General features: G+C 62.0%; 21 protein-coding genes. 11 read left to right on the plus strand and 10 right to left on the minus strand.

Annotation, left to right across the window (positions count from 1 at the left end):
- The first annotated feature begins 258 nt into the window (after nucleotides 1–258).
- Nucleotides 259–1,305, plus strand: a complete 1,047-nt coding sequence (locus D460_RS0102295) for a substrate-binding domain-containing protein (protein ID WP_018896881.1) — start codon at nucleotides 259–261, stop codon at nucleotides 1,303–1,305.
- A gap of 74 nt (nucleotides 1,306–1,379) precedes the next feature.
- Entirely contained in the window at nucleotides 1,380–2,591 is a 1,212-nt protein-coding gene (locus D460_RS0102300) for an acyl-CoA dehydrogenase family protein (protein ID WP_018896882.1), read from the plus strand.
- A gap of 62 nt (nucleotides 2,592–2,653) precedes the next feature.
- Here the strand turns inward: D460_RS0102300 and D460_RS0102305 are convergent, their stop codons facing one another.
- Nucleotides 2,654–3,871: an SfnB family sulfur acquisition oxidoreductase gene (locus tag D460_RS0102305; protein ID WP_018896883.1), complete on the minus strand. Its 1,218-nt coding sequence runs from the start codon at nucleotides 3,869–3,871 to the stop codon at nucleotides 2,654–2,656.
- Between the two features lie 273 nt (nucleotides 3,872–4,144).
- Here D460_RS0102305 and D460_RS0102310 point away from each other — a divergent pair, with 273 nt between their 5' ends.
- The 4 genes from D460_RS0102310 (at nucleotide 4,145) to D460_RS0102325 (ending at nucleotide 10,579) form a co-directional block, all read left to right on the plus strand.
- Nucleotides 4,145–5,536: an FAD/NAD(P)-binding protein gene (locus D460_RS0102310; protein WP_018896884.1), complete on the plus strand. Its 1,392-nt coding sequence runs from the start codon at nucleotides 4,145–4,147 to the stop codon at nucleotides 5,534–5,536.
- Nucleotides 5,537–5,611: 75 nt separating this feature from the next.
- Nucleotides 5,612–6,190 (plus strand): TetR/AcrR family transcriptional regulator, encoded by a 579-nt coding sequence (locus D460_RS0102315; protein WP_245267697.1) that lies wholly within the window; start codon nucleotides 5,612–5,614, stop codon nucleotides 6,188–6,190.
- Nucleotides 6,191–6,247: 57 nt separating this feature from the next.
- Nucleotides 6,248–7,423: an efflux RND transporter periplasmic adaptor subunit gene (locus tag D460_RS0102320; protein ID WP_018896886.1), complete on the plus strand. Its 1,176-nt coding sequence runs from the start codon at nucleotides 6,248–6,250 to the stop codon at nucleotides 7,421–7,423.
- Nucleotides 7,424–7,429: 6 nt separating this feature from the next.
- The gene (locus D460_RS0102325; RefSeq protein ID WP_018896887.1) at nucleotides 7,430–10,579 is read left to right on the plus strand and encodes an efflux RND transporter permease subunit; all 3,150 of its coding nucleotides are present in this window, start codon (nucleotides 7,430–7,432) and stop codon (nucleotides 10,577–10,579) included.
- 98 nt (nucleotides 10,580–10,677) lie between these two features.
- Here D460_RS0102325 and D460_RS0102330 read toward each other — a convergent pair whose 3' ends face one another.
- The 6 genes from D460_RS0102330 to D460_RS0102355 all read right to left on the minus strand — a co-directional run bounded on the left by D460_RS0102330 (nucleotide 10,678) and on the right by D460_RS0102355 (nucleotide 16,516).
- Nucleotides 10,678–10,911: a hypothetical protein gene (locus D460_RS0102330; RefSeq protein WP_018896888.1), complete on the minus strand. Its 234-nt coding sequence runs from the start codon at nucleotides 10,909–10,911 to the stop codon at nucleotides 10,678–10,680.
- Nucleotides 10,912–11,050: 139 nt separating this feature from the next.
- Nucleotides 11,051–12,535, minus strand: coding sequence for a L,D-transpeptidase family protein (locus tag D460_RS0102335; protein WP_037110683.1), 1,485 nt, complete (start codon nucleotides 12,533–12,535; stop codon nucleotides 11,051–11,053).
- Nucleotides 12,536–12,820: 285 nt separating this feature from the next.
- Nucleotides 12,821–13,273, minus strand: a complete 453-nt coding sequence (locus D460_RS0102340) for a hypothetical protein (protein ID WP_037110771.1) — start codon at nucleotides 13,271–13,273, stop codon at nucleotides 12,821–12,823.
- Nucleotides 13,274–13,382: 109 nt separating this feature from the next.
- A complete protein-coding gene (locus D460_RS0102345) occupies nucleotides 13,383–15,326 on the minus strand; it encodes an adenylate/guanylate cyclase domain-containing protein (protein WP_018896891.1) in 1,944 nt (647 codons plus the stop codon).
- Between the two features lie 123 nt (nucleotides 15,327–15,449).
- Nucleotides 15,450–15,815 carry a hypothetical protein gene (locus D460_RS32440; protein ID WP_018896892.1) on the minus strand — a complete coding sequence of 122 codons (366 nt, stop codon included), beginning with the start codon at nucleotides 15,813–15,815 and terminating at the stop codon, nucleotides 15,450–15,452.
- 62 nt (nucleotides 15,816–15,877) lie between these two features.
- Nucleotides 15,878–16,516 (minus strand): helix-turn-helix domain-containing protein, encoded by a 639-nt coding sequence (locus tag D460_RS0102355; protein WP_018896893.1) that lies wholly within the window; start codon nucleotides 16,514–16,516, stop codon nucleotides 15,878–15,880.
- A 168-nt stretch (nucleotides 16,517–16,684) separates the two neighbouring features.
- On the opposite strand from D460_RS0102355, the gene D460_RS0102360 reads away from it, so the two are divergent.
- On the plus strand, nucleotides 16,685–17,659 hold the full coding sequence (locus D460_RS0102360; RefSeq protein ID WP_018896894.1) for a hypothetical protein: 975 nt from the start codon (nucleotides 16,685–16,687) through the stop codon (nucleotides 17,657–17,659).
- A gap of 33 nt (nucleotides 17,660–17,692) precedes the next feature.
- On the opposite strand, the gene D460_RS0102365 is transcribed toward D460_RS0102360, so the two are convergent.
- Complete coding sequence (locus tag D460_RS0102365; RefSeq protein WP_018896895.1) at nucleotides 17,693–19,489, minus strand: hypothetical protein; 1,797 nt, start codon at nucleotides 19,487–19,489, stop codon at nucleotides 17,693–17,695.
- Nucleotides 19,490–19,587: 98 nt separating this feature from the next.
- The gene (locus tag D460_RS0102370; RefSeq protein WP_018896896.1) at nucleotides 19,588–20,256 is read right to left on the minus strand and encodes a LuxR C-terminal-related transcriptional regulator; all 669 of its coding nucleotides are present in this window, start codon (nucleotides 20,254–20,256) and stop codon (nucleotides 19,588–19,590) included.
- A gap of 268 nt (nucleotides 20,257–20,524) precedes the next feature.
- Here D460_RS0102370 and D460_RS0102375 point away from each other — a divergent pair, with 268 nt between their 5' ends.
- The 4 genes from D460_RS0102375 (at nucleotide 20,525) to arcC (ending at nucleotide 24,235) form a co-directional block, all read left to right on the plus strand.
- Nucleotides 20,525–20,875 (plus strand): hypothetical protein, encoded by a 351-nt coding sequence (locus D460_RS0102375; RefSeq protein ID WP_018896897.1) that lies wholly within the window; start codon nucleotides 20,525–20,527, stop codon nucleotides 20,873–20,875.
- A gap of 148 nt (nucleotides 20,876–21,023) precedes the next feature.
- Nucleotides 21,024–22,253 (plus strand): arginine deiminase, encoded by a 1,230-nt coding sequence (arcA, locus tag D460_RS0102380; protein ID WP_018896898.1) that lies wholly within the window; start codon nucleotides 21,024–21,026, stop codon nucleotides 22,251–22,253.
- 37 nt (nucleotides 22,254–22,290) lie between these two features.
- Nucleotides 22,291–23,295 (plus strand): ornithine carbamoyltransferase, encoded by a 1,005-nt coding sequence (locus D460_RS0102385; RefSeq protein WP_018896899.1) that lies wholly within the window; start codon nucleotides 22,291–22,293, stop codon nucleotides 23,293–23,295.
- A 1-nt stretch (nucleotide 23,296) separates the two neighbouring features.
- A complete protein-coding gene (gene arcC / locus D460_RS0102390) occupies nucleotides 23,297–24,235 on the plus strand; it encodes a carbamate kinase (RefSeq protein WP_018896900.1) in 939 nt (312 codons plus the stop codon).
- Between the two features lie 26 nt (nucleotides 24,236–24,261).
- Here arcC and D460_RS0102395 read toward each other — a convergent pair whose 3' ends face one another.
- Nucleotides 24,262–25,629, minus strand: coding sequence for an amino acid permease (locus D460_RS0102395; RefSeq protein ID WP_026282710.1), 1,368 nt, complete (start codon nucleotides 25,627–25,629; stop codon nucleotides 24,262–24,264).
- Nucleotides 25,630–25,649 lie beyond the last annotated feature (20 nt).

Raw genomic sequence — 25,649 nt, forward strand, 5'->3', positions numbered from 1 at the left:
CCGTTGTCTCTTGTGCTCGTCGCCCGGAAATAAGGGCGCGGCTCGGTCGTGAACGACGGTGTCCATGCGCGATAAGGTGACCCGGAACCGCCGAGTGCGACAGGCAAGGCGTTTCCCGTGCCGCATCCGAAATGCACAAAGTTTTCCCCGCCGAAGCAAAGATCGCATGTTTTTATCTACTAAAAAGGTAGAAAATATACGCTAATCAAATGACGGGTAATTGATCCCCGGCCAGTTCACTTTCTCGAGGAGCGCATCATGAAGATCTTCACCCGCCTGGCGCTTTCCGCCGCCGCTATCGTCTTTGCCGTGTCGAGCCCGGCGCATGCTGAGGGGCTGCCCGGCGCGCCGGCGCCTTTCGACAAGGGCGGCGTCAAGCTTGCCCTCATCAGCTACATCTCCGCCGGAGATTTCTTCCAGGCTTATCAGGCCGGTGCCGAGGCGCAGGCGAAAGCGCTCGGCATCGATCTGCGCGTCTTCCCCGGCCGCCAGAATGCCGCCGAACAGCGCGAGCAGATCCTCCAGGCCGTAAACCTTGGCGTTCAGGGGATCGTCGTGGATCATGGTCTGCCGGAATCGCTTGGCGATGTCGTGCAGCAGGCGCTCGACAAGGGCGTCAAGGTCGTTGCCTTCGACGTCAATCTCAACAATCCGAAGATCCCGCAGATCGAACAGAGCGATCACGAACTTGCCCGGCAGGCGCTGGAGCAGGCCGTCAAGGACAACGGCGCGAGCTTCAATGCGGGCTATGTCTACGTGGCCGGCTTTGCGCCACTCGATCGCCGCAACGAGGTCTGGGAGAAATTCAAATCCGACAACAAGGGCGTGGTCGAAAAGGCGCGCTTCGGCAATGTGAGCGACACGACCGCGACATCGACGGCGGACCAGGCGAAGGCGGCGCTGACGGCCAATCCTGACATCAGCGTCGTCTTCGCCCCCTATGACGAGTTTGCTCGCGGCGTGAAGCTGGCGGCGAATGACCTGGGTATCTCGTCCAAGCTCAAGATCTATTCCGCAGACGTGTCCACGGCTGACATCCAGGAGATTACGGAAGAGGGAAGTCCGTGGGTTGCGACTGTGGCAACCAATCCGGCCGTTGTCGGCGCCGTGTCCGTTCGTGCGGCCGCCTTGCAGATCGCCGGGCAGGAGGTTCCCCACAGCGTGATCGTTAAGCCGACACTGCTCACGCAGGAGGCGCTGCGATCGGCCAAGGTCAAAACGATCGAGGATCTGGCGCAAAAGGTGCCGGCCTTCAATTCCAGCGATGTCGTAACCGCACCCTGGATCCCCGCGAAACTGTTCTGACAGCCAACGCCCGCGGTCCAGCGACAGCGCGAGGCGTCGCCGGACCGCCCTTCTTTAGAAAATGGGAGTTTCCGATGAGCCAATCCAATGTTGTCCATGTCGCTGGTCGAGGCACTACCCGCGACGAACTGTTCCGCCGTGCGCATGAGATTTCCGCCGATCTCGCGCTTCGGGCGGCAACGCTCGACCGCGAGGGGCGCCCGCCGCTGAACGAGATCGTCAAGCTCAAGAATGCCGGCCTGCTGAACGCGCTGCATGCGCCGGCGCTCGGTGGCGGCGGTCTCGATTGGGTCGATGGTTTGAAGCTGGTGCGCATCCTGGCGCGCGGCGAAAGCTCGATCGGCCAGTTGCTGGGCTATCACTTCGTCAACAGCCAGTACATCGACTGGGCACTTGATGACCGCGCGCGTGCTCACGCGCTTTCCGCCGAGACTGTCGCCAACAATCTCTACTGGGGTGCGGCGGTCAATCCGCGCGATCCCGGCCTGATGCTTACACGGCGCGGCAACGGCTACGTGCTGAACGGCAAGAAGTCGTTTTCGACGGCGGCGCGCATCTCCGATTACATCAACGCCAACGCCACGCTCGCAGGCCGGATCGCCAGCTTCGCCGTCCCGACCAACCGGCCGGGCTACGTCGCCAATGACGATTGGGACAATATCGGCCAGCGCCTTTCCGACAGCGGCAGCGTCGAGTTTCACGATTTCCCCGTCTACAATGAGGATTTCATCGGTGCGCCGGTTGATGAAGGTGCCGAGCCGTCCGTGCTCGCGAGCTTCAACACGCCGCTGATCCAGCTGGTCTTCGTCAACTTCTATATCGGTACGTCCGAGGGGGCGTTGCATCAGGCGCTGGATTATGTGCGCAAGACGACGCGTCCGTGGATCACATCCGGTGTCGCGCGCGCCGAGGAGGATCCCTATATCCTGGAACGCGTCGGCGAATTCACGGCATCGCTGCGCGCATCCGCGGCCCTGGCCGATACGGCGGCGCTTACAGTTCAAAACGCGCTCGCCCGCGGCAGCAGCGTCACCGCGCGCGAGCGGGGCGAGGCTGCCACCGAGGCTTACGCCGCCAAGGTGCATGCGACCAATGTTTCGCTCGACATCACGTCACGGATATTCGAGCTGACTGGCGCGCGCTCCACGGCCGAATCCTACCGCTTCGATCGGTTCTGGCGGAACGTTCGCACGCACACGCTGCACGATCCGGTGTTCTACAAAGCCCGTGAGGTTGGTGAATTCGTGCTCAGCGACAAGATCCCGGCCGTCAGCCTCTATAGCTAGGTTGCGGTCGTTCGCGCATGAAAAAGCCCCGTGCCGTCCAGCGCGGGGCTTCTGTTTTGGTATCAGAGAGCACCGCTTTTCGGCGGTGCGACGCCATTCAGGTGATAGTTGCCGACCACATGGTATTTCCAGCGAACGGGGTCGTGCAGCGTGTGCGTGCGGGCGTTGCGCCAGTGTCTATCGAGGTTGAGATCGGTGCTGGCCGAAGACGTGCCCGCAAGCTCGAACAGAACGTTCGAGGCGTCTATGGCCACGTCCGAACACAGCACCTTGGCGGCCGCAACCGCAAGCGTTGCGGCGACAACATTCTCCTCGGTCGTCTCAATCTGCGCGATATCGACCTTGAGTCCGGCGCTTTCGATGAGGGCGGTTGCGGCCTGCAGCTGGACCGCCAGTGAACCAACCTTGGAAATGGTCAGCGGGTCATCCGAGGCGCGGTCGACGCCGCTATCGGTCCACGGACGCGCGCGCGTTTTGACGAAATCCACCATCTCGGCAAAGCTCGCGCGGGCGATGCCGAGATCGATCCCGGCATGGATGATCTGCCCGACCGAACCGATGGTGGTCGGCCGCTCGAACCCTTTGTGATGCAGCACGACGGCGTCGGCATGAACATAGACGTTGTTGAGAACCGTGGTGCCGCTACCCGTCGTGCGCTGGCCGAAACCGTCCCAGTCGTCGATGATCTCGACGCCTTCGGTTCCCTTCTGGACAAATGACATGGTGAGGTTGTCATCCTCGTTGAGCGCGAAGACGGTGATCCAGTCGGCGAATATAACGCCGGTCGAGTAGAATTTGCGGCCATTGATCCGGTAGCCGATGCCGTCGCGGGTGATGCGCGTGTTGTAATGGCCGACCGTCTTGGTGCCGCGCTCCGACAGAGCATTGCCGAACCGGTCTCCGGCCAGCGCGCGGCCGAAAAAGAAGCGCTTCTGCTCCTCGGTTCCATCGGTACGCAGTGCTTCCAGAATATAGAAATGGTTCTGCGGGATTTGGCCGATCGAACCATCTGCTTCCGACAGGATTGCCGTGACCTCGGCGAGAACGGCGTTGGACACGTCGATCCCCCCATATTCGGGAGGCACGGTAATCGCGAGCAGGCCGGATTGCGACAAGGCTTCCAGCTCTTCATAGGGCAGCAGCCGTTGCTGGTCGCGTCTCGATGCTCCCTCCGCGAAGCGGCGCGCCAAGTGGAGCGCTGTCGCTATCGCTTCCTCCTCGCTCGCCAGACGGGCCGTCAGCTGCCGAATTCGATCCGTTGAATGTGGTATCTTGTCCATTTCGCTCTCCCAGGCTGAGGGCACTATCGATCCGGGATTCATCGGCGAAAGAAAAGAATATTAAATCCATAAACTATTATCGGAATGAAAAGTCATTTCGGCGGTGGCGATTGTGTGGTCGGTCTTCGCTAAAAATGGGCGTCGGACGCCCCGCGAAAAAACGCCTTGCCTTCAACGCGACAATTTCTATTATTTTAGTAGAGAAATATGCCTTCACACCGATCCGAGTAAATTGGCCGGCTCGCCCGGCTCGACGTAGGAAAGGAACGACGCATGACGCAGATCCCGTCCGGCTTTCGAAACAGACCGCAGGCTCTCAACGCCAATTCCCTTTTCAAGATCGCAATTGTCGGCCGTGGTTTCACCGGCTTCATGACCGCGATCGCGCTTTTGAAGACGCTCGACAGGCCATTTCATCTGGTCATGTATGATCCACAGCGGACGGTCGATGTCGGTAAGGGATTGGCCCCGACGTCGGCGACGCTGCTCAACAGCCGCGTTCGCGATCTCTCGATCGTGCCGGATGCGCGCGATGATTTCAGGCACTGGCTCGAAGCCGGCATGCGCTTCGCCGACACGGCGGACCGGGCACCGGCGACGCTGGAACAGTTGTTCGTACCAGGAGAGCTGTTCAGCGATTATGTCCATCAACGCTTCTCCGAAGCGCTGCGCGATAGGACAGATGTCGTCGTGCAGATTTGTCCGGAGGCTGTCACGTCGCTCGATCATGACGAGCGGACCGGCTTTACGGTCACGTTTGGCTACCGGCAAAGCGCGCAGTTCGACGCCGTATTTCTCGCCACCGGTTATGGACAGCGTGAGAGTGCCAGCGAGAGCGAGGCGGCAGCCGCAGCAGGTGATGCCGTTGTCATTGGCGGCGGTGTCCGCGCTGTCGATCGGGCGCTGCGGCTGCTTGCCGACGGTCAGGCCAAGCACGTCACCTTGATCTCCGCGTCAGGGTTCCTGCCGCAACCTCATACGCGCGCGCCAGTCGGAGTGGTCGTCTCCGAGGAGCCGCTGCCTAACACGCTTCGTGGCGCCTTTCGCTATCTGCGGCGGGCAGCACAGGCAGCGAACGCCCAAGGGGGCGACTGGCAGGGTATCATGAATGGCTTCAGGCTTCGCGCTCACGAACTGTGGCAGGGCTTGAGCCCGGAAGAGCGCGCTCGGTTCAAGCGTCATGTACGCGCCATTTACGACAGTCACCGCAACCGCCTGCCACCCGAGCATTACGAGCGTCTGCACCTTGGTATCGCCAGAGGTGAGATCACGCTGCGAAAGGGCAAGGTCGAGCGTATCGCGACGAACGGCGTCCTGATCCAGGGCCGTGCGGGTCTTGAGGTTCTTTGCGCCGACAGGACGGTGGATTGCCGTTCGCGGCCGACGGACATGGATTCTCCGCTGTTTCGCTCGGTGCTGCGCGCGGGCCTGGCGCGGCGCGACGAGGCGGATCTGGGCATTCTCGTCGACCGGTGCGGGCGCACGACGGCGGCTCCCGAGGCGTTCGCGGGTTTGTTCGCGATGGGACCGCTCGGCCTTGGAAGCCTGCCGGATGTCGACCAAGTCCCTGAAATCGTTACGCAGGGATATGCCGCTGCCGCTGCTCTCGAGCAGTGGATCGATCAGATCCAACAGTCACAAGACGCCGCTCCACAGGGTCGGTAACGGCAAGGCTGCTTGACGAAAATCAAGCAGCCTTGGATTTTGTGATTGCATTTAAATACGATCGTTCGTAAATGAATGCTTCAGCCGGGGCATTTGATGGGACGTACGAGAAAAATCAGCGAAGACGACATTCTCGATGCGGCCGAGCGCGTGGTCGTGCGCCTCGGTGCGGCTGGATTGTCCATCGATGCTGTCGCTCAGGAGGCCGGTGTCAGCAAGGCGCGGGTTGTCTACGACCACAAGTCGAAGAGCGGGCTGTTGGAAGCTCTCGTCAATCGAAAGTTCCAGGTGGACGTCGCGCATGTGGAGGAGTGCGTGCGGGCGTCGGCGGATACACCGCATCCGGAACTCTTCGGACGCATAGCGTCCGCAGAGACCACGATCGATGATACCGATCGCGCGGTTGCAATGGCTGTCAGTGCTTCGATGGCCAGCGGTGACAAACTGCAAGAGACGATGCGGGAGTGGGTCGATCTCGATCTCAGGAAGATGGCGGAAGGAGCCAGGCCAAAAGCCGCTCTGATGGCCTACCTCGCGCTGACGGGGTTTTTCTGTACTGAACTCTTTACGTTCCACACCTGGGCGGAGGCCGAACGCCGCGACATCCTCGACGGGATTCGCTCGCTCTACTTCTCCTACGCGGACAAGACATGACGCCCTCCCAAGGCGTGCACAATCAAGAAGGAATACGGAATGCGACGTAGTTGCCGAATGGCGCGCCTGCGGGCGAGCCTGATCGCCACCACTTTTTTCCTGTCCGCGTCCGGACTGGCCTTTTCGCAGGAAGGCGGCGCAATGCCGCCGCCGGCCGTGGCCGTCATCGAGCTGAAGGGCAAGGACGTACCTGTCGTCAATGAACTCCCTGGCCGTATCGCAGCCACGCGCATTTCGGAAGTCCGCGCTCGCGTCTCCGGCATTCTGCAGGAGCGGGTTTTCGAGCAGGGTGCGACGGTCAAGAAGGACGATGTCCTCTACCGCATCGACCCGCGTCTCTTCAAAGTTCGCGTCGCAAGCGCCGAGGCGGCCCTTCAGCGCGCGAAGTCCATTCAGGACAATGCGAGGCTGCAGCTTGAGCGTCAGAAGAGCCTGCGCGATCGCAACATCGCCTCCGGCATCGACTACGACACCGCAGCCGTGAACCTCGCGCAAGCGACCGCGGATGTCGCGTCGGCGGAAGCGGGGTTGGACGAGGCGAAGATTAATCTTGAATATACCGAGGTCCGCGCGCCGATTTCCGGTGTCATCGGCGCTGCGCTGGTCACCGAAGGTGCGCTGGTGACGGCGGATGGAACATCGAACCTCGCGCTGATCCAGCAGGTCGACCCCGTCTATGCCGACTTCACCCAGTCTGCGCAGGAACTGCTCAATCTGAAGCGGGCGGTCGCGGCCGGAACGCTTGCCAGCACGGCTCCGGGCGAGGCCCGTGTCGAACTTGTGTTCGACGATGGCTCTCTCTACGCCGAACCCGGCAAGCTGCTTTTCGCTAACGCCAATGTCGATTCCAACACCGGGCAGGTTACGCTTCGCGCCGAGTTCCCGAACGCTTCGGGCGATCTTCTGCCTGGAATGTACGTGCGCGTGCGCATTGAGCAGGCCGTTCGCCACGACGCCTTTACCATTCCGCAGAGGGCCGTCATTCGCGACGATACCGGGCAGGCGCAGGTCTATGTCCTGGGTGCGGAGAACACGGCCGAGCTTCGCAAGGTTACGCTCGGGCAAGCGAGCGGCTCCGAATGGCTGGTCGAAGGCGGATTGAAGCAGGGCGAGACTGTCATCGTCGATGGCGTCCAGAAGGTCCAGCCGGGCGCCAAGGTTGCGCCGGAGGCCTGGAAGCCGGCCGAGGCGGCGAATGACGCCACTCAGCAGCCCGCGAAGACATCGGAGTAATCGATCATGGCGCAATTGTTCATTCGCAGGCCGATCCTGGCCTGGGTCTTCGCGTTGTTCATTTCCATCGCGGGCATCATTGCCATCCCCTTCCTGCCGATCGCACAGTATCCGAAGGTCGCTCCGCCGCAGCTGACGATCTCCACGAGCTATCCGGGCGCCTCGCCGCAGGAAATCTATCAAGGCGTTACACGCCAGATCGAAGACGAGCTCAACGGCGTTGCCGGCCTGATGTACTTCGAATCGACGTCGGACAATTCCGGCTCGGTCAGCATCAACGCCACGTTCCGCGCTGGGACGGACATCAGCCAGGCTTCGGTCGACGTCCAGAACGCGATCCGTCGCGTCGAAGCCCGCCTTCCGGCCACCGTTCGCACGCAAGGTGTAACGGTCGAAGAGGCAAGCTCGGGCTTCCTCATGATCGTCTCGATGACCTCGACCGACGGCAGTCGCGACGAGGTCGAGCTTGGTGATTACATCAACCGAAGCGTGATCGGCGAAATCCGACGCATCGATGGTGTCGGACGTGCCCAGCTTTTCGCAGCCCAGCGCGCTCTGCGCGTGTGGATCGATCCGGACAAGATGGTCGGTCTCAACATCAACACCGACGATATCAATGCGGCAATCACCGCGCAGAACGCGCAGGTGGCGGCCGGCCAGATTGGCGCGAGCCCGAACCCCATCACCCAAGACCTGACTGCCACCGTTCTCGTGCAGGGGCAGCTCAGTACGCCCGAACAGTTCGGCGAGATCATCCTGCGGGCCAATCCCGATGGCTCGGCGGTCCGCTTGAAGGACGTCGCACGCATCGAGCAGGGTGCTGAATCCTACAACTTCACCAGCCGTCTCAACGGGCAACCGTCGGCTGCCATCGGCGTTCAGCTGTCTTCGACGGGCAACGCCGTCGCGGTTTCCGCCGCTATCAAGGCCAAGATGGAGACGCTGAGCCGGTTCTTCCCCAAGGGGGTCGAGTACAGCGTTCCCTATGACACCAGCCCGTTTGTCTCGGCGTCGATCGAGAAGGTCATCCACACGCTGCTCGAAGCGATCGTGCTGGTCTTCATCGTCATGTTCGTCTTCCTGCAGAACTTCCGCTACACCGTCATCCCGACGCTGGTCGTGCCGGTGGCGCTGCTCGGCACCTGTGCCGTCATGTATGCGACTGGGTTCTCGATTAACGTTCTGACCATGTTCGCGATGGTGCTCGCGATCGGCATTCTCGTGGACGACGCGATCGTCGTGGTCGAGAACGTCGAGCGCATCATGGCCGAGGAAGGCCTGTCGCCGAAGGCGGCGACGAAAAAGGCCATGAGCCAGATCACCGGGGCGATCCTCGGCATCACGCTTGTTCTGTCCTGCGTGTTCATTCCGATGGCCTTCTTCCCGGGCTCGACGGGCATCATCTATCGGCAGTTCTCGCTGACGATGGTCGTGTCGATCCTGTTCTCGGCCTTCCTTGCTCTATCGCTGACGCCGGCTCTTTGCGCCACCTTCCTGAAGCCCATCAAGGGCGGTCATCATCAGAAGGGCGGCCCGGGCGGCTGGTTCAATCGCAAGTTCGAGGCGCTGACCAACCGTTACACCAGGTCGGTCACCGGAGTGGCGCGCCGTGCCGGCCGAATGATGGTTGTCTATCTCGCGCTCGTCGTCGGTCTGGGCTACCTGTTCGTAAGCCTGCCGACGTCGTTCGTGCCGGATGAAGATCAGGGCTTCCTGATCGTTGACATCCAGGGCCCGCCGGAAGCGAGCGCGAACCGCACGATCGAGTCGATCAGGAAGATCGAGACGATCTTCAAGGCGGAGCCGGCGGTCGCCAATATCGTGGCCATCCAAGGCTTCAGTTTCTCGGGCAATGGCGCCAATGCCGGTCTTGCCTTCGTGACGCTGAAGGACTGGTCGGAGCGCGGTGAAGGCAACTCGGTGCAGGATATCGCCAACCGGGCCAACATGCAGCTTTTCGCGCTGAAGGATGCGACGTCCTTCGCCCTCTCGCCACCGCCGATCGAAGGCTTTGGAACGACAGGTGGTTTCTCCTTCCGTCTCCAGGACCGTGCCGGCCTGGGGCAGGCGGCACTTGCGAACGCGACAGCCGAGCTGATGGCGAAAGCCGCTCAAAGCAAGGTCGTCACCGGCGTGCGCATGGAAGGCCTTCCCGACGCCGCCCAGGTGCTGTTCGTTATCGACCGCGAGAAGGCCAACACCTTCGGCGTCACTTTCGCGGATATCAACAACGCGATCACGGCCAATCTGGGCTCGTCCTACATCAACGATTATCCGAACCGGGGCAGGATGCAGCGCGTCATCGTCCAGGCGCAGGACCGCAGCCGACTGCAGATCGAGGATGTGCTGAAGATCAACGTGCGCAATGCCACGGGCGGCATGGTTCCATTGTCGTCCTTCGCGATCGGGCAGTGGCAGAAGGGCCCGCCGCAGATCGTTGGCTATAACGGCTATCCGACCGTGCGCATCTCCGGCGCGCCGGCGCCGGGAGAGTCCACAGGTGCTGCGATCACTGAGATGGAGCGCATCGCGTCAGAGTTGCCCGAAGGCTTCGGCTTCGAATGGTCGGGCCAGTCGCTGGAGGAAATCACGTCGGGCAGCCAGGCGCCGTTCCTGTTCGGCCTCAGCATCCTGTTCGTCTTCCTGTTGCTGGCGGGTCTCTACGAAAGCTGGTCCATCCCGCTGTCGGTCATCCTCGTGGTGCCGCTGGGCGTGATCGGATCCGTCCTCGCGGTGATATTGCGCGACATGCCGAACGACCTCTACTTCAAGGTCGGCCTGATCGCCATCATCGGCCTTTCGGCAAAGAACGCCATCCTGATCGTGGAGTTCGCCAAGGACTACTACGCCGAAGGCAAATCGCTGCTAGAATCGGCGGTGGACGCGGCGAAATTGCGCTTCCGACCGATCGTCATGACGTCGCTTGCTTTCACGCTCGGCGTCGTCCCGCTGGCGATTGCGACCGGACCCAGCGCTGCAAGCCAGAACGCCATCGGTACGGGCGTGCTCGGTGGCATGATCTCGGCGACGATCCTCGCGATCTTCTTCGTGCCCGCGTTCTTCGTCTTCGTGCTCAAGGTCATGCGGACAAAGCGGCCGGTCGAGGATGATGGTGCTGCTGAAGCGCCGGAAAACACGACGACCACCCATTCCTGACGGGATAGATGGCCGGCGATCCCGCCACGCTTGAAAGCGCGTGGCGCCTGATGAACGAAGTGCGCCCGTAGCTACAGGCGCATTTCGGCGTTTATGGATTAATGCTTGCCGTGCGGTTCGTCAGTTTCGTCGATGATCGAAGGGAGGAAGGACTGAACCTCGGCTCTTTCCTTCTCAGGCAGGGGCGCGATCTTTGTCTGCCAGAATCGTTCGGCTTCCGGCGTGTCCTTGTCCCACGCCCGAGTGGAGGCCTTGTTGTCGTCAAAGGCCGCCAACCGGCGTCCGCCAAGCTGGCGGTACTCATCGGCTGTCTGCTTGGCGCGATTGTGCATGATCGTCTCCTATCCTGAACCCCGACGGCAAAGCGCTCCAAAGCAGGAGCGCCTTGCCACAGGAGAATCCCGGGCAGGGTGTATCCCGAGATATAGGCTTAACGGCCTCTCGGGCGTGTTGTTCCGCGATTGGCCGCGTTCAGAGCTGAGAGCGGCTCGCCGAGGTGGCGGAGATGGCGCTCAAGGTCTGCGTATCGCGGCCGTAAATATCGTCGTAATAGTGAATGATCCCGTCGGCCGTCGGCCATGCGGTGAAATAGGAAACGTAAACGGGGATCTCTTCGGGAACCGTCACGTCCTTCTTCTCGCCAGCGGAGATTTCCTGATCCACCGACTCCAGCGACGTCTTGAGCACGGCCGCGGCCATCGCGCGCGGGTTTTCAAGACGAACGCAGCCGTGGCTGAACATGCGGTCCTGCGAGGCGAACTTTCCGCGCGCCGGCGTGTCGTGCATGTAGATGGCATGCGGATTGGGAAACAGGATCTTCAGCTGACCAAGCGCGTTATCAGGACCCGGCGGCTGGACGACCGCAATGTTTTCAAGCGGCTGTGTCCAATCGACCTTGGCTGACGGCATCGGCTTGCCGTTGACCGAGACCTTGTAGCCTTCTCGGTCGAGATATGAGGGATCGCGCTTCAGGTGCGGCAGCATCTCGTTCTTGATGATCGACTGAGGAACACCCCAATCCGGATTGAACTCGACCGTCTTGATCGAGGCGTCGAAGAAATTCGTCTGGTGATCCTGTTGGCCGATCACGGCCTTCATCGACAGCGTGAGGTTGCCGTTCTCCGTGTAGTAAGCCATGTAGGCCGGCTGGTTGATGAACACGTAGCGGTCGGGGAATTCTTGTGGCATCCATCGCATCTCTTCCATCGCGACGATCACCTTGTTGATATTGACCGAGGCGTCGCCGCCCTGGCCCGACGTCTTCAGCCAATGCAATTCGGCGGCAAGCTGGGCGAATTTCGGGCTGCTGGGCATGAAGCGATCGACCGCCGAGTTCAGACCGGTGGCTGCGGCCAGCTGAGCCATCGTCGCTTTCAGATCGACCGGCTTGCGCTTGAAGTCGTAATAGTTCGACAGCTTGTTCGGATCGATGCGGCCGCGGAAATTATCCTGCAGGAACATCAGCATCTTGCTGGACAAAGACATCTCGAACGCGGCCAGCGTCTTTGAGTTCTGCTGACCATCCACCTGAACGGCGTAGTCGGAGGCGGTCAACCCCCAGTCGTCTGCTTGCTTCAGGAGAGCGAGTGCCTGGCGCGCCTTGGCGTTCGGTCCTTTGGCGTCCACCCAGATCAGCTTGGACTTCGGCTGGCCGTAGTACGCTTCAAGTGCCGAAGCGATATCGCTGTTTGCGGAAAGCGACAGGCCGCCCATCTCGCGCATCACCTTGGCCGGGCTGCCGGCGCCGCCATCAAAAAGCGTCGAAAGCATCGAGTCGTCACCCTGTCGGGCGATATGAACGGGACGGCGCTCCGGCACCTTGTATCCGCTCGCCGCTGAAACCTGTACGGGGGGAGCGTTAGGCTGCGGTTCCGCTTGGGCGCCGACGCCGCTTGCCAATAGAGCAAGCGCGCTCGCCAGAGCGAAATTCAGGCGCAAAGCCGATGTATTAGCCATTCGATACCCTCACGACGCGATGTAGGAAGCCCAGCCGACCGAACGCCGCCTTCTGGCATCGCTGATCTTGCATAATAGCGCGGACTAGAACGGCAACATTCGGGCGGAAGCTAGGCAAAAAATCATAGCTGGAACGCGTGAAACAAATGCTCACGCGATTGTGTCGCCGTTCGGCAACTATGGCTTTCGGCCGATGATGAAAAAGCAGGCGGTTGCTCAAGATTGGACCGCCATGCACGGCGGCCCCGCAGAATAGAAAACGGAGCCTTCGACAACGCCGAGGCGTCACACCTGCACGGATATGATGGTGTCAACGGAGACCGTTCCCTCGACAATACCCCTTTGAAGATCAGCACGGCCGTGTTCGATCTCGATCACCGTATAGAGCTTGTCATCACGAAACGCGCTTGCATTGACCGTCGTGACATCATCGGCTGGTGCTGCGTCGACTTCCATGAAGTCCAGCTCGCCTGCCGCGGCGACAATGCGCGCGTCGCCCGATGTCCGCGCGGCGACGATGAGAGTGCCATGGTTGGGTGCATTATCCCAACGCGGGTCGTCAACCGCTGCGATCGGCTCCAGCCGATAGAGATTGAGCTTTTCACCGGCTCCGAGATCATGAGAGCCCGTCTGGGCCGCATCGTCGATCTGGGCCTGACTCTCCACGGATTTTCCGAATGTATTGGATGTGGTGGCATTGTTGGCGGCGTTTTCGCCGTTCCTGACGACGTTTGACATGGTCTGCTCCTCCTTTTCGTTCATGAAGAACGAACGGGGGCGGACGTCGTTCCGCTTGAATAACCTTAGCGTCATCTGCCGGCTGGCGCCGCGCTCGACGCCAAGTTTCTCAGATTGCCCTTTCTCCCCGTAGTTCCCACACGTCCACCCTGCCGGCACGGCCCTTGAGCTGCACGGGTCCGAGCGGGCGAAAGTCGAAATGATCGGCGGTCGCATCTCTGAGCCCTCCGCTGACGAGAATGGACGTATCGAACTCCTTGTTCAGCCCTTCCAGCCGCGACGCGACGTTGATCGTGTCGCCCATGGCGGTGTACTGCTGGCGGGACACCGCGCCGAAGCTTCCGACAACGGCGGGTCCAGTGTGCAATCCAAAGCGCGTGAACAGAACGGGGCGACCATCCTGGCGATTGGCGTCGTTCAGCGTATCGACGGCGGCTTTCATCGCCAGCGCGCAACGGCAGCCCTGCTCCGCGTGCCTCGCGTTCTCCACCGGCGCATTCCACATGACGAAGATGGAATCGCCCAGATACTGGACGACGGTTCCGCCATGCCGTTCGGCGATGTCGTTCAGCAGTTCGAAATAGTCCGATAACGTTTCGACCAGTTCCTCGGGCGTGTGCTGCTCGGAGATGGTCGTGAAGTCGCGGATATCGGTGAACAGTGCGGTGACGTCCTGCCGTTTCGCCTTGGCGACGGCTTGCCCTTGAGGATTGACGATCCGCCGGACGACCTCGCGCGGCACATAAAGCGCGAATTGGCCGATGGCATGGCGGCTTGCCGCAAGGGCAGTCGCCAGTGTGTTGATCTCGGTGATCCATGAATGTGAAAGGCCTTTTTCGTGGATATCGAGATCGCCGATCCTGCGCGCCTCCTGCGCCAGTTGGTTAAGAGAGCGGCTGACCATGCGCGACAGAAGTACCGCTGCCACCACGCCGGCGATCACGAAGCCGCCGGCAACGAGGAGGTTGTGCAGCAACAGCCGGTTCGCCTGCGCCACCAGATCAGCCAGCGGCACGACGATCGCCGCCTCGCTTCCCGCAAAGAGGCCGGAAACGCTGATCGGCGCGACTTGCACGAGGTAGCGTTCGCCATCGAGGTCGAGCCTGGCAAGACCGCCGGCGGCGAAGGTGGCGTCCCGCCTGAGCGTGATGACTGTCGCAAGGCTCGTATCGAAGTTGCGATCCGTCGCCTCGATGCCACCCGTGCTGCGCGACCACAGATCCATCAGCCTGCTCATGACCTCGGGGTCGGAATGCGCAACCAGATCATCCGCCCCATCAATGATATAGGCGCGGGCACGGGGTGAAATCTCGCTTGCGTCCAAGAGGTGGCTGATCGTTCTCAGGTGGATGTTGATACCGACCACGACCTCGCCGTTGTTTCGCATCGGTGCGGCGATCGTCAACGTCGGCGCCTTCAGCGTTCCCGCGACATACGGCCCGACCGAGACCGGCTTGGCATCCTGGACGACGGCCTGGTACCAGGGGCGGTCTCGCGGATCGAAGGATAGGTCGTCGACGGCGCGCTCCTCGATCACATCAGCCTGGGCGTCGAGAAAGCGCAGCGTCGAGATGACATCGGGCTGGTCTCTGCGCGCGATCATACGGATGGCGAAGACCGCGTCCTTCGGCGCCGACAACGTCTGGCGCACATCCTCGCGCATGAGGCTGATCACCTGCAGATAGGAACCGTCAGGATATCCGGCGTAGACGCTTGTTGCATTGGGAACGTTGTGCAAGATCTCGAGAAAGAGCTTCTCCTTGGCGTCGAAGTCCTCGGAAGGTGCCGTGGCGAGCTGCGGCATGGTCGAGGCGAGCGCGATAGCGTCGCTGCCTCCCTGCAAGGTCGTGCGATATCCTTCTATCAAACGCAGGCCCATCTGGCGCATCTGTTGCGCACCTGATGTCACCGCCGCGCTGGTGCCCTGACTGAATGCCATCCAGATGATCGGCAACGACGTGAAGAGAAGCGACGCGACCACAAGCACGCCAAGATGCAGCCTGAGCGGCCGAGACCAGCCGACAGCATTTTTGGAAATGTCACTGCCTGCCATCGCGCGTCCCTCTGCCACGCTGCCATACTGATGTCATACGACGTCGCGGCAGGTGCTGACTAGAGTGGTCGCTGCGCATCACCCTCGGCGCATGGCAAGGCCACCGAAAAGATCACCGCGAGATCATTGCGGCTTCAGGTCATAGGCCTGGTGGGAGGCTCTGAGATCGGCAAGGGTCTTGCCGACGCAATTGCCGCCGCCTTCGCCGCCGACGACTGCCTTGGCCTGGCCGTCGAGCGAGATGGTGCCGGCGATGCGATCGGAGGCGACGTAGGTTGCGAGACCTGCGTCGGTGACCCTGGAGAGGTAGAAGATGTGGGTCGTATCTTTCTGCTGGCAGTGAATGACGATTGGGAAGCTCTTCAACGGATCATCGGCGGCATAAGCCGTGGCTGTGCCGGCGAGATAGGGCAGGGCGATCGTGGCGATGGTTATCGCCAGGGCCGGCCCGCGCCGTTTGGGCGAATGTCGAAGCGCAACATTTGTCATCGAGACCTCCTGTTTCCTGCGCGTTACATCGTTTGCGATTTGTCGTTGCGCGTTCACCAAGCCTAGAGCGCGAGGGCGGCGAGCGCGTCTCTGTCCATCAGTTGCACGCGCCGCTGCAGCTTGCCCTTGAGGCGGATGATGTGTCTCTCGCGCAGCTTGGTGAAGGAGCGGGCCACGGTTTCGATGGTCAGGCCGAGATAATCGGCGACGTCGCTGCGGCACATCATCAGGTCGAATTCGTTTTCGCCGGGGTGGCGTTCGGCCATCTCCTCGATGAAGACGGCCACGCGCTTCAAGGCGCTCTGCTCGATCATCGCCAGCTGCCGCGACTGGGCCTTTGCCAGATTGGCGAGCGCGATGTTGAGCAGGCTTCCCGTGGGGGTGCTGTTTGCCGTCGTCGCGAAAGGGCGGATCCTCGCCTCGCAGACTGCCTCGGCAAAATCGGCGCGGCAGTCGCCCTGTTCGAGGCCGAACCAATCGCCCTTGGCGCAGAAAGACAAGATATGCCGGTGCCCGTCCGACATCAGCCGATAGATCCTGATCGCGCCGGCTTCCACCTGGTAGAAGGCAAGCACTTTCTGGCCCTCGCTATAGACGATCTGGTCCTGTTTCAGCCTGATCGTCTGGTCGGCAGGCTCGAAGGCGCGTGGGCGCGTGGGGACTTGGATAGGCTCCTGTCGCAGATCGTGAACATGCAACATCGTATCTCCCTCCATTCCCCACAGAATAGGCAAATCGGGCGGCGCGGCACATTCGAAATTCCCCTTACGTAGTGCTACGGAAGTTCTCCTCGCGCGCGCGGTGTATAACGCCTGAAGGTCAAAACCCCAGCCCCACAAAACGACCGGGTCTTTCCGCAGGAGGGATCGATGGCATCGAGCGACGGCGAGAACCGCGACGCCGAACAGAACCGTGCCGAGATCATCGAGCAGCTCGAGCGGATCTTGAGAAGTCGCGAGTTCCAGGCGCCGGATCGTGGCCGCCGTTTCTTGCGCTATATCGTCGAAGAGGCGGTCGATGGTCGAAGCGAGGGGCTGACCGCGTATAATATTGCGCAGGCGGTGTTCGGTCGCGGCGCGGATTTCGATGCGCAGAGCGATCCTGTCGTCAGGATCGAGGCCGGCCGCATCCGGCGTGCGCTGGAGCGCTATTACCTCGTCTGCGGGAGCGGCGACCCCGTGCATATCACCATTCCGAAGGGGCATTACGCGCCACGTTTCGAGCGGCGAGCCGCGACGGAGGGGCCGGTGAGCAGGCCCGCTGCGGGCTCAGGCTTGGCGAGCGGCTCGGCACAGCCGGGGCGGAGTGCGCGCAAGCTCGGCTATCGCGATCTTCTGGTGCCGGTCGGCGTTCCCGCCATCTTCGCGGCGCTCGCCATGCTGGCGCTTATTCGTCCGCCTGAGGAGTATCTTGCGCCGGCTCCGGACCGACCGGCGGCGGCGCAGGACCAGGTGGGCGGTGTGCGTGTTATCGTCGAGCCGCTGGCTGTCCTTGGCGCTCCGTCGGGCGGCGCGGAGATTGCCAGGGGGCTTAACGACCAGATCATCTCGCAGCTGACGAAGCTCGATGGCGTCGTGGTCATGACGCCCGCCAGTTCTTCTCCCGCGGACGAGGCGGGGAGCGCGGTGTTTGCCTTGCAGGGCAACGTCACCTTCGCGGACGATGCGCTGCATGTACAGCTGCGGTTGATCCGTAGCGCCGACGGGCGGGTGATATGGGCCAAGCGGTTCGATCACGACACGACCGGCCAGAACGTCTTCGATCTGCAGGACGCAATCGGGACGCGGGTCGTCAAGGACATCGCGGCGATCAGTGAAATCAAGGATGCGTCGCACCTGCGTTAGCAATGTTCGGCTGGCCGCCCGCGCTCTGTCGGTTCACTTTGGGCCGTTTGCGTTCGGGCGTTCGGCGCTGAGGCCGGCCATCTCGTTGCCGACGCCCACCGCGCGCAGCCCGGTCAGCATGCGCTCCAGATCTTCCGGGCGCTGCAGACGCCGGGACACTTCCTCGCGGACGTTCTTCATCATCTCGGGCGCGTGGGCGTTCAGCCAGTCTCTCAGTTGCGCGGCTTCTTTGGTCTTGCCTTCCGCTCCAAGGATGGAGAGCAGAACCAGGCGGTGCATCGGGTTGTATTCCAGGTCAGACATGCGCGACCAAAGCTCGGCGGCCTGCAGGTCACCACGCATGAAGGCGCAGAGCGCCATGCCGACTTCGTAATATCCCTTGGGGCCGGCATCCTTGTTGACGGCGCGGGAGACGAGCTCGCAGCCGGATTGCCATTTGCCGGACATGGCGAGCCGCAGCCCGTATTCGCCGGCGACCTCGGTGTCGTTGGCATTGGCGGCATAGGCGGCGGCGCCGAGTTTCAGCGCCTTGTCGATATCGTTGGTGAAGAAGCTCACCAGCATCGCCGCTTGCAGCGCGCGGGTATTGTTCGGAGCGATCGCTGTCGCACGCTCGGCTGCCTTGGTCGCCAGCGTCATGGTCTCGGGCGATGGCTGCGCGCCGAGCTTGTAGCGGAACCGGATTTCATCGAGATAGACAAGCGACAGCAGCGCCCAGGATGTGGCGTTATCAGGGAAGCGCTCGGTTGCGCGGAGAAGACAATCGCGGGCGGCGGTATGGCTTTTTGCATCCATTCCCCGGCGATAGCTGTAATAAGCGAGCGTACAGTCGTAGGCGCCGCCCATTTCGCTCAAGGACGGTTCGGCGATCTTGTCGGTATCGGTGACGAAGATCGCGCCATAGGGCTGGGCGACGGACACCGCGATATCCTGCCCGATATCGGCCTGGATCTGCAGGATGCTCTTGGCGCCAAGATCGGCGTCGTAATTGTTCGCCCAGATGACAGCCGCATCCGAGCGGCGGATCAGACGGGAGATGGAGCGCAGCCTGTTGCCATCGCGCTGAACGCTGCCCTGCAAGGCAAAGCCGTGCAGGTTTCCGTCCTTGGCCCTCGATGGGTCGGCGACGACGATGATGTCGTCGAAGGTTGCAAGCTGGCCGATGATCTCATCCCTCAATCCGTGGGCGATATCGGCGGTCGCGCCTTCTTCTCCATCCGATTGGAAGTTTTCGACGACGATCATCGGGCTGGAGGTTTCGGCGACCGGGGATTGATGCGTTCCGATCCGGCCGGTCAGCAAGCCCGCCGGCCAAAGGAAGTAACCGGCTGTCGCGGCGATCAGGAGTGTCGCGCTAACCGCCAATGCTGCGAATGATCTGGTATCTCTCGCCTTGCGATCTGCCGGTGCGCGTGTCGTCGTGGGCTCGGAACGAGGCGCCGGATCGGCGGATGGAGGCGATGGCTCGGCATAATCGAAATGCGGGACGTAGCCACCCTTGGGAATGGTGATCACGATCGGATCGGACTGCCCGGCGACGAGATAATAGCGCTCGAGGCCGCGGCGAATGCGGCCGGCTTCTATCCTGACGACGGGGTCGTTCTGTGCGTCGAAGGAACTCTGCCTGCCGAAGATTTCATTGGCGATGGTGAAGGCCTTGAGGAACTGGGCGCGTCCCTCCAGGGTCTCGGTGACCACGAAGCGCAGGAACTTCCGGCCACGCTCGGGCGAGTGAAACTCGTCGCTGGCGAGAACACGCTCGAGTTGCTGGAGGATGTCTTCCGGTTTCGGCGCTTGTTCGCCTGATAATTCGACTTTTGCGCTACTCATGATGCCCCTCCGACACGATCACGCAATTCTATTCAGTCGTTACTAATGGAGCATATCCCATAACCATGTGTGGTTTCAATGGCTTTGTCGAGCGCAGCTTAAAGTAGCCTGGCCGGTACCGCTGGTAGAGCCGGGCCGCGAGGTGGGGCGGGTTGCGGCATGCCGCCTGACGTCAAGACCATGCGCAGCAGTTCCGCCAAGTTGCGCGCCTCCATTTTCGCCATGACGTTGGCGCGATGCACCTCGACGGTGCGGGCGCTGATGCCGAGGTTGAAGGCGATCATCTTGTTCTGCAGACCGTCCAGAACAGCGGCCAGAACCTGGTGTTCCCGGTCTGTCAGCTGCCGCATCCGGTTGGCGACCGTTTCGATATCAACCGGCGTCGGCGGGGAAGGCGCCCGGCGCGATGTGGCCTGGTTTATCGCGGCAATCAGCGCCTGGTCCTCGAACGGCTTCTTGATGAAATCGGCCGCACCCGCCTTCATCGCCTGTACCGCCGTCTCCACGTCTCCATCGCCGCCGACAAGGATCGTGGGGATGTTCGCGTTCAGCGCATTCAGCCGCTCCAGCAGCTGCAGCCCGTCCGTGCAGGACATGCGTGTGACCTTGACGAGGCAAGCCCTGCCGGAGACGGGCAACTGATCCAGAAACGCAGAAGCGCTCTCATAGGCGCGAACCGCGAAGCCCGAGGATATCAGCAGGAACGTCAGGGATCGCCGTGGTATCTCCTGGTCGTCGACAAGGTGCACGGTCAGGTCATTCGCCATCGAGTAAACTCTCCCTCAAATGCAACGAAAGCGTTAGAGCGCGGTTGCCCAATCCACCCTCTACCTAACTGTATATTACCACTGCACCGCGCTCTTCAGGCGTAGCATCGCGTAACATCTGTGGTAGCCGACACGTTGAAAACATTGATGTCCGATGTCTCAAGCGCCTGGATGCGTTGATCCGGCTCAATGCTTCTTCCCATCGAACGGCCTATTGTCGCGGGACTTTCCCCAATTCGCGCCCCCAATTCTCGATGGAGCCCCTACGATGAGAAAGCTGGTTCTTGCGACAGGAATTGCGATCGCCGCCGTGATGGCGGCACCTGTCGGTGCGCAGCAGGATCGCAAAGAATATCGGCGCATGAACTGGGCCGAAAACCTGCCGGATGCGGTGAAGGCTTATCACGGCAAGCGGTTCTCGGTCGTCAGCTACAACACGGCGATCGAAACCGGCGCGCTGCATCAGCCGGGCAAGCCGGATGAGGTGAAAGCCATTCGGGCGGCTGCGCGGTCCAACAAGTGGCTGGTCGAACAACTGAAGGCGAAGAAGCTGACGCCCGACGATATCGAGTGGGTCACGCGGGCGCGCAACGGCAATCTGGTCTTCTACGTGGAATGACCGTGGCTACCGCGATGGCCTGCTGACCAGCAATACCGCTCCGCGCATTGCTTGCGATCAATGACACGGCCGAACCCGTCCCGTTAGGCTCATCCTATCCGTGGGTAGCAGGGCGATCGCTATCCCAGGCAGCTTGGAGGAGAGCGCGATGCGCGGTTTTGGGGTTCATTCGGAAGTCGGGAAGCTCAGAACGGTGATGGTCTGCCGACCGTCGCTCGCCCATCAGCGGCTGACGCCGGGCAATTGCCACGATCTACTCTTCGATGACGTGCTCTGGGTTCACGAGGCGCAGAAGGATCATTACGACTTCGTGCTGAAGATGCAGGAGCGCGGCGTCGAGGTTCTCGAGTTGCACGACATGCTGGCGCAGACGCTCGTCGACAAGCCGGCGCGCGACTTCGTGCTCGATCGCCGCATCACGCCCAATGTGCTCGGCTCGCAGATCGCTGAGGCGGTGCGGCCCTGGCTCGACGAGATGCCGGCGACACAGCTCGCGGCCTTCATGATCGGCGGCATCGCGATCTCCGACCTGCCCGACGTCAAGGCGAAGACGCTGATGCTGAGCGCGCTGTCGGAGACAGAGTTCGTCATTCCGCCCATCCCGAACACGCTGTTCCAGCGCGATCCTTCCTGCTGGATCTATAATGGCGTGACCTGCAATCCGATGTTCTGGCCGGCGCGGCAGCCCGAGACGCTGATCCAGCGCGCGGTCTACAAGTTTCATCCGACGTTCCGCGACGGCGATTTCAAGATCTGGTGGGGCGACAGCGACGAGGATTTCGCCAATGCCTCGATCGAGGGCGGCGATGTGATGCCGATCGGCAATGGTACGGTGCTGATCGGCATGGGCGAGCGCACTACCTATCAGGCGGTCGGCCAGGTCGCGCGCGCGCTGTTCAAGAACAAAGCCGTCACCAGGGTTATCGGCTGCCTGATGCCGAAGAGCCGGGCGGCGATGCACCTCGACACGGTCTTCAGCTTCTGCGACCGCGATGTGGTGACGCTCTTTGCCGAGGTCGTCGATCAGATCCGCTGCTACAGCATGGTGCAGACGGATGACGACGGCAATTTCGACATTCATCCGGAGACCGAGCCGATGCTCGATATCGTCGCCAAGGCGCTCGGTGTCGGCAAGCTCAGGGTCGTGGAAACAGGCGGCAACGCCTACCAGGCCGAGCGCGAGCAATGGGACGACGGCAACAACGTCGTCGCCCTCGAGCCCGGCGTCGTGGTCGGCTACGACCGCAACACCTACACCAACACGCTTCTTCGCAAGGCGGGCATCGAGGTCATCACCGTTCGCGGTTCCGAACTGGGCCGCGGTCGTGGCGGCGGGCACTGCATGACATGCCCGATCTGGCGCGACCCCGCCTATTGACAGCAGACATCCTGAAACAGCCCTACGGAGCAAGACCATGAGCTTCAATCTGCGCAACCGTTCGCTTCTGACCGTGCAGGATTATACGCCGCGTGAATTCCGCTATCTCCTCGATCTCGCGCGCGATCTGAAGCGGGCCAAATATGCCCGCACCGAGCAGCAGCACCTGAAGGGTAAGGAGATCTGCCTGATCTTCGAAAAGACCTCGACGCGCACGCGATGCGCCTTCGAGGTCGCCTGCTCGGATCAGGGGGCGAATGTCACCTATCTCGATCCGTCCGGCTCGCAGATCGGCCACAAGGAATCCTTCAAGGACACGGCGCGCGTGCTCGGCCGCATGTATGATGCGATCGAATATCGCGGTTCGGCGCAGCATGGGGTGGAGACGCTGGCGCGCTATGCCGGCGTGCCCGTCTATAACGGCCTGACGGACGAGTATCATCCGACGCAGATGATCGCCGACGTGATGACCATGCGCGAACATGCCGACAAGCCGATCGCCGATATCAAATACGCCTATATCGGCGACACGCGCTCGAACATGGGCCATTCGCTGCTGATCGTCGGTTGCCTGATGGGCATGGACGTCCGGATCTGCGGGCCGAAATCGCTTTGGCCGGCCGAGGAATACATCAAGATCGCCAGGGAATTGCAGGAGCGATCCGGCGCGCGGCTTCTGATCACAGACGATCCCAAGGAAGCAGTGAAGGGCGTCGATTTCATCCACACCGACGTCTGGGTGTCGATGGGCGAGCCGAAGGACGTCTGGCGCGAGCGCATCAAGCTGTTGACGCCCTATCAGGTCAACGAAGCGCTGATGAAGGCGAGCGGCAATCCGCAGACCAAGTTCATGCACTGCCTGCCGGCCTTCCACGACACGGAGACCACACTGGGCAAGCAGATCGCCGAGGATTACGGCATGAGCAATGGCCTGGAGGTCACCGGCGAGGTGTTCGAATCCGAGGCCAACGTCGCCTTCGAGCAGGCGGAAAACCGGCTGCACACGATCAAGGCGCTGCTTGTCGCGACATTGGGAGACTAGGATGCGGATCGTCATCGCGCTTGGCGGCAACGCTCTTCTCCGGCGCGGGGAAGCGATGACCGCGGATGTCCAGAGACGCAACACGCGGGTGGCGGCAGAGGCGATCGCGCCGCTGGCCGCCGAGCATCAGCTGATCATCACCCACGGCAACGGGCCGCAGGTCGGCTTGCTTGCGCTGCAGGGCGCCGCCTACAAGCCTGATGAGGCCTATCCGCTCGACGTGCTCGGCGCCGAGACGGAGGGGATGATCGGCTACATGCTGGAGCAGGAGCTCGGCAACGTGCTGCCTTTCGAGCAACCGCTGGCGACGCTGCTCACCATGGTCGAGGTCGATGCAGATGATCCTGGTTTCACGAACCCCACCAAATTCGTCGGCCCTGTTTACGAGAAGGCGGATGCCGATCGTATCCGCTCGGAGAAGAACTGGGTGTTCAAGCAGGACGGCGACAAGTGGCGCCGCGTCGTTGCATCGCCACTTCCCAAGCGCATCTTCGAGATCCGGCCGGTGCGGTGGCTGCTCGAGCAGCGCACCATCGTCATCTGCGCCGGTGGCGGCGGGATACCGACCATGTACGAGAAGGGCAAGGAGCGTCACCTGGTTGGCGTCGAAGCGGTCATCGACAAGGATCTCTGCTCGGAACTCTTGGCGCGCGAGATCGGCGCAGATCTGCTGATCATGGCGACCGACGCGCCGGCCGTCTGCCTCGATTGGGGCAAGCCGTCGCAAAAGGCGATCCACAAGGCCCGCCCTGGCGACATGAAGCAGTTCGATTTTCCGGCGGGCTCCATGGGGCCGAAGGTTGATGCTGCATGCCATTTCGCCGAGACGACGGGCAAGGCTGCGGCGATCGGGGCGCTTGCGGATATTGCAGGCATGGTGCGGGGCGAGTTGGGCACGATCATCGATGGTCGCTTCGGTGGGCTGAGCTGGCACGGGTGAGCGGTCGGAACCGGAAGAGGCAACAATTAGAGAGAGGCAGCGGGGCGTATCGGCGCCCCGTTTTGCGTTTCGACGCTTTGCGTGCGCGCGACATCGCCGTTTCGCCTTTGCCAGACATAGACGGGAATGCCGAGCATCAGGAGGACCATGCCGTAGAGCACCGGCTCGGCGCCCGAGCCATAGAGCGTGAACATGGCAAAGAGGAAGGCGATCAGTTCGATGATGGTGACGCGGGGCGTCTTTTGCCCGTTGCTTAGCCGCGAGGCGACAAGGGTGCCTGCGAGCGCGCAGAAGGCGTAGGGGACGACTGCCGTCATCGTGCTCAGCCCGACCATCAGCCGGTAGACCGCCGCGAAGCTATCGGAGCCGACCGCCTGGACGAGGACGAGCAGGGTCGCGAAGGTGGCCGAGACCACCATGCCGATGGCAGGCACGCCGCGGCTGGAGAGGCGGGCGAAGAGCGGTGGAAACAGGCCGTCGCGGGCCGCCGCCATCGGCACCTGACCCATCAGTAGCGTCCAGCCGTTGAGCGCGCCGATCGAGGAGATCACCACGGCGATCGAGATCGCCAGTTCGCCGCCACGCCCCCACATCAGCCCCGCCGCTTCGGAGAAGGGGGCGACGGAGTGGATGAGTTGCGGGCGCGGCACGACACCCATCACGACGACGGTGCCAAGCACATAAAGAGCCGCGGCGATGGAGATACCGAGTACGGTCGAACGGGGGATTGTTCGGCGCGCATCTCGGACATCGCCAGCGGGAACGGTGGCCGATTCCAGACCCAGATATGCAAACATGGTCAGCGGCGCCAGGGCCGCGAAGGATTGCAGCAGCGACTGGCCGCTCGGGTTGAATTCGGCGAAATGCGAGGTGTCGATATAGAGGAGACCGATGATGGCGACGGCGCCGAAGGGTAGCAACTTGGCATAGGTCGTCACCTGCGCGAAGAGCCCGGCCGCGTGGACGCCGCGCAGGTTGACGAGCACGATCGTCCAGATGACGCCGAGCGTCAGGACCGTTGCCGTCAGCCGGTTGCCGAGCGCGGGGAAGAGATCGATCATCACACCGGTGAAGGCGATGGCGATGACGGGAAGCGACGACCAGATCGAGATCCAGTAACCCCAGGCGATGAGAAAGCCGGCGAAATCGCCATAGGCGAGCCGCGTATAGGCGTAGGGACCACCGACGGCCGGGACCATGCCGGCAAGCCGCGCGAAGGTGAGGCCAAGGCAAATCGCACCGGCGCCCATGATCATCCACACCAGGATCGCCAGATTGCCATAGGGCGCGACGGCGGCCGGCGACAGATAGAAGCCGGAGCCGACCATGTTGCCGACGACGATGGCGGTACAGGCGGCGAGCCCGAGGCTTTTGCCGTTCTGCGAGGTCGTCATGAAATCCCTCCCGAAGATCG

Source organism: Rhizobium sp. 2MFCol3.1 (assembly GCF_000377565.1).
Lineage (GTDB): Bacteria > Pseudomonadota > Alphaproteobacteria > Rhizobiales > Rhizobiaceae > Rhizobium.

Coding starts and splice junctions, on each gene's coding strand:
- D460_RS0102300 (WP_018896882.1), top strand. CDS start 1,380: ATGAGCCAATCCAATGTTGTCCATGTCGCTGGTCGAGGCACTACCCGC.
- D460_RS0102340 (WP_037110771.1), bottom strand. CDS start 13,273: ATGTCAAACGTCGTCAGGAACGGCGAAAACGCCGCCAACAATGCCACC.
- arcA (WP_018896898.1), top strand. CDS start 21,024: ATGCGCGGTTTTGGGGTTCATTCGGAAGTCGGGAAGCTCAGAACGGTG.
- D460_RS0102310 (WP_018896884.1), top strand. CDS start 4,145: ATGACGCAGATCCCGTCCGGCTTTCGAAACAGACCGCAGGCTCTCAAC.
- D460_RS0102315 (WP_245267697.1), top strand. CDS start 5,612: ATGCTTCAGCCGGGGCATTTGATGGGACGTACGAGAAAAATCAGCGAA.
- D460_RS0102325 (WP_018896887.1), top strand. CDS start 7,430: ATGGCGCAATTGTTCATTCGCAGGCCGATCCTGGCCTGGGTCTTCGCG.
- D460_RS0102330 (WP_018896888.1), bottom strand. CDS start 10,911: ATGCACAATCGCGCCAAGCAGACAGCCGATGAGTACCGCCAGCTTGGC.
- D460_RS0102385 (WP_018896899.1), top strand. CDS start 22,291: ATGAGCTTCAATCTGCGCAACCGTTCGCTTCTGACCGTGCAGGATTAT.
- D460_RS0102375 (WP_018896897.1), top strand. CDS start 20,525: ATGAGAAAGCTGGTTCTTGCGACAGGAATTGCGATCGCCGCCGTGATG.
- arcC (WP_018896900.1), top strand. CDS start 23,297: ATGCGGATCGTCATCGCGCTTGGCGGCAACGCTCTTCTCCGGCGCGGG.
- D460_RS32440 (WP_018896892.1), bottom strand. CDS start 15,815: ATGACAAATGTTGCGCTTCGACATTCGCCCAAACGGCGCGGGCCGGCC.
- D460_RS0102355 (WP_018896893.1), bottom strand. CDS start 16,516: ATGTTGCATGTTCACGATCTGCGACAGGAGCCTATCCAAGTCCCCACG.
- D460_RS0102370 (WP_018896896.1), bottom strand. CDS start 20,256: ATGGCGAATGACCTGACCGTGCACCTTGTCGACGACCAGGAGATACCA.
- D460_RS0102295 (WP_018896881.1), top strand. CDS start 259: ATGAAGATCTTCACCCGCCTGGCGCTTTCCGCCGCCGCTATCGTCTTT.
- D460_RS0102365 (WP_018896895.1), bottom strand. CDS start 19,489: ATGAGTAGCGCAAAAGTCGAATTATCAGGCGAACAAGCGCCGAAACCG.
- D460_RS0102305 (WP_018896883.1), bottom strand. CDS start 3,871: ATGGACAAGATACCACATTCAACGGATCGAATTCGGCAGCTGACGGCC.
- D460_RS0102335 (WP_037110683.1), bottom strand. CDS start 12,535: ATGGCTAATACATCGGCTTTGCGCCTGAATTTCGCTCTGGCGAGCGCG.
- D460_RS0102360 (WP_018896894.1), top strand. CDS start 16,685: ATGGCATCGAGCGACGGCGAGAACCGCGACGCCGAACAGAACCGTGCC.
- D460_RS0102320 (WP_018896886.1), top strand. CDS start 6,248: ATGGCGCGCCTGCGGGCGAGCCTGATCGCCACCACTTTTTTCCTGTCC.
- D460_RS0102395 (WP_026282710.1), bottom strand. CDS start 25,629: ATGACGACCTCGCAGAACGGCAAAAGCCTCGGGCTCGCCGCCTGTACC.
- D460_RS0102345 (WP_018896891.1), bottom strand. CDS start 15,326: ATGGCAGGCAGTGACATTTCCAAAAATGCTGTCGGCTGGTCTCGGCCG.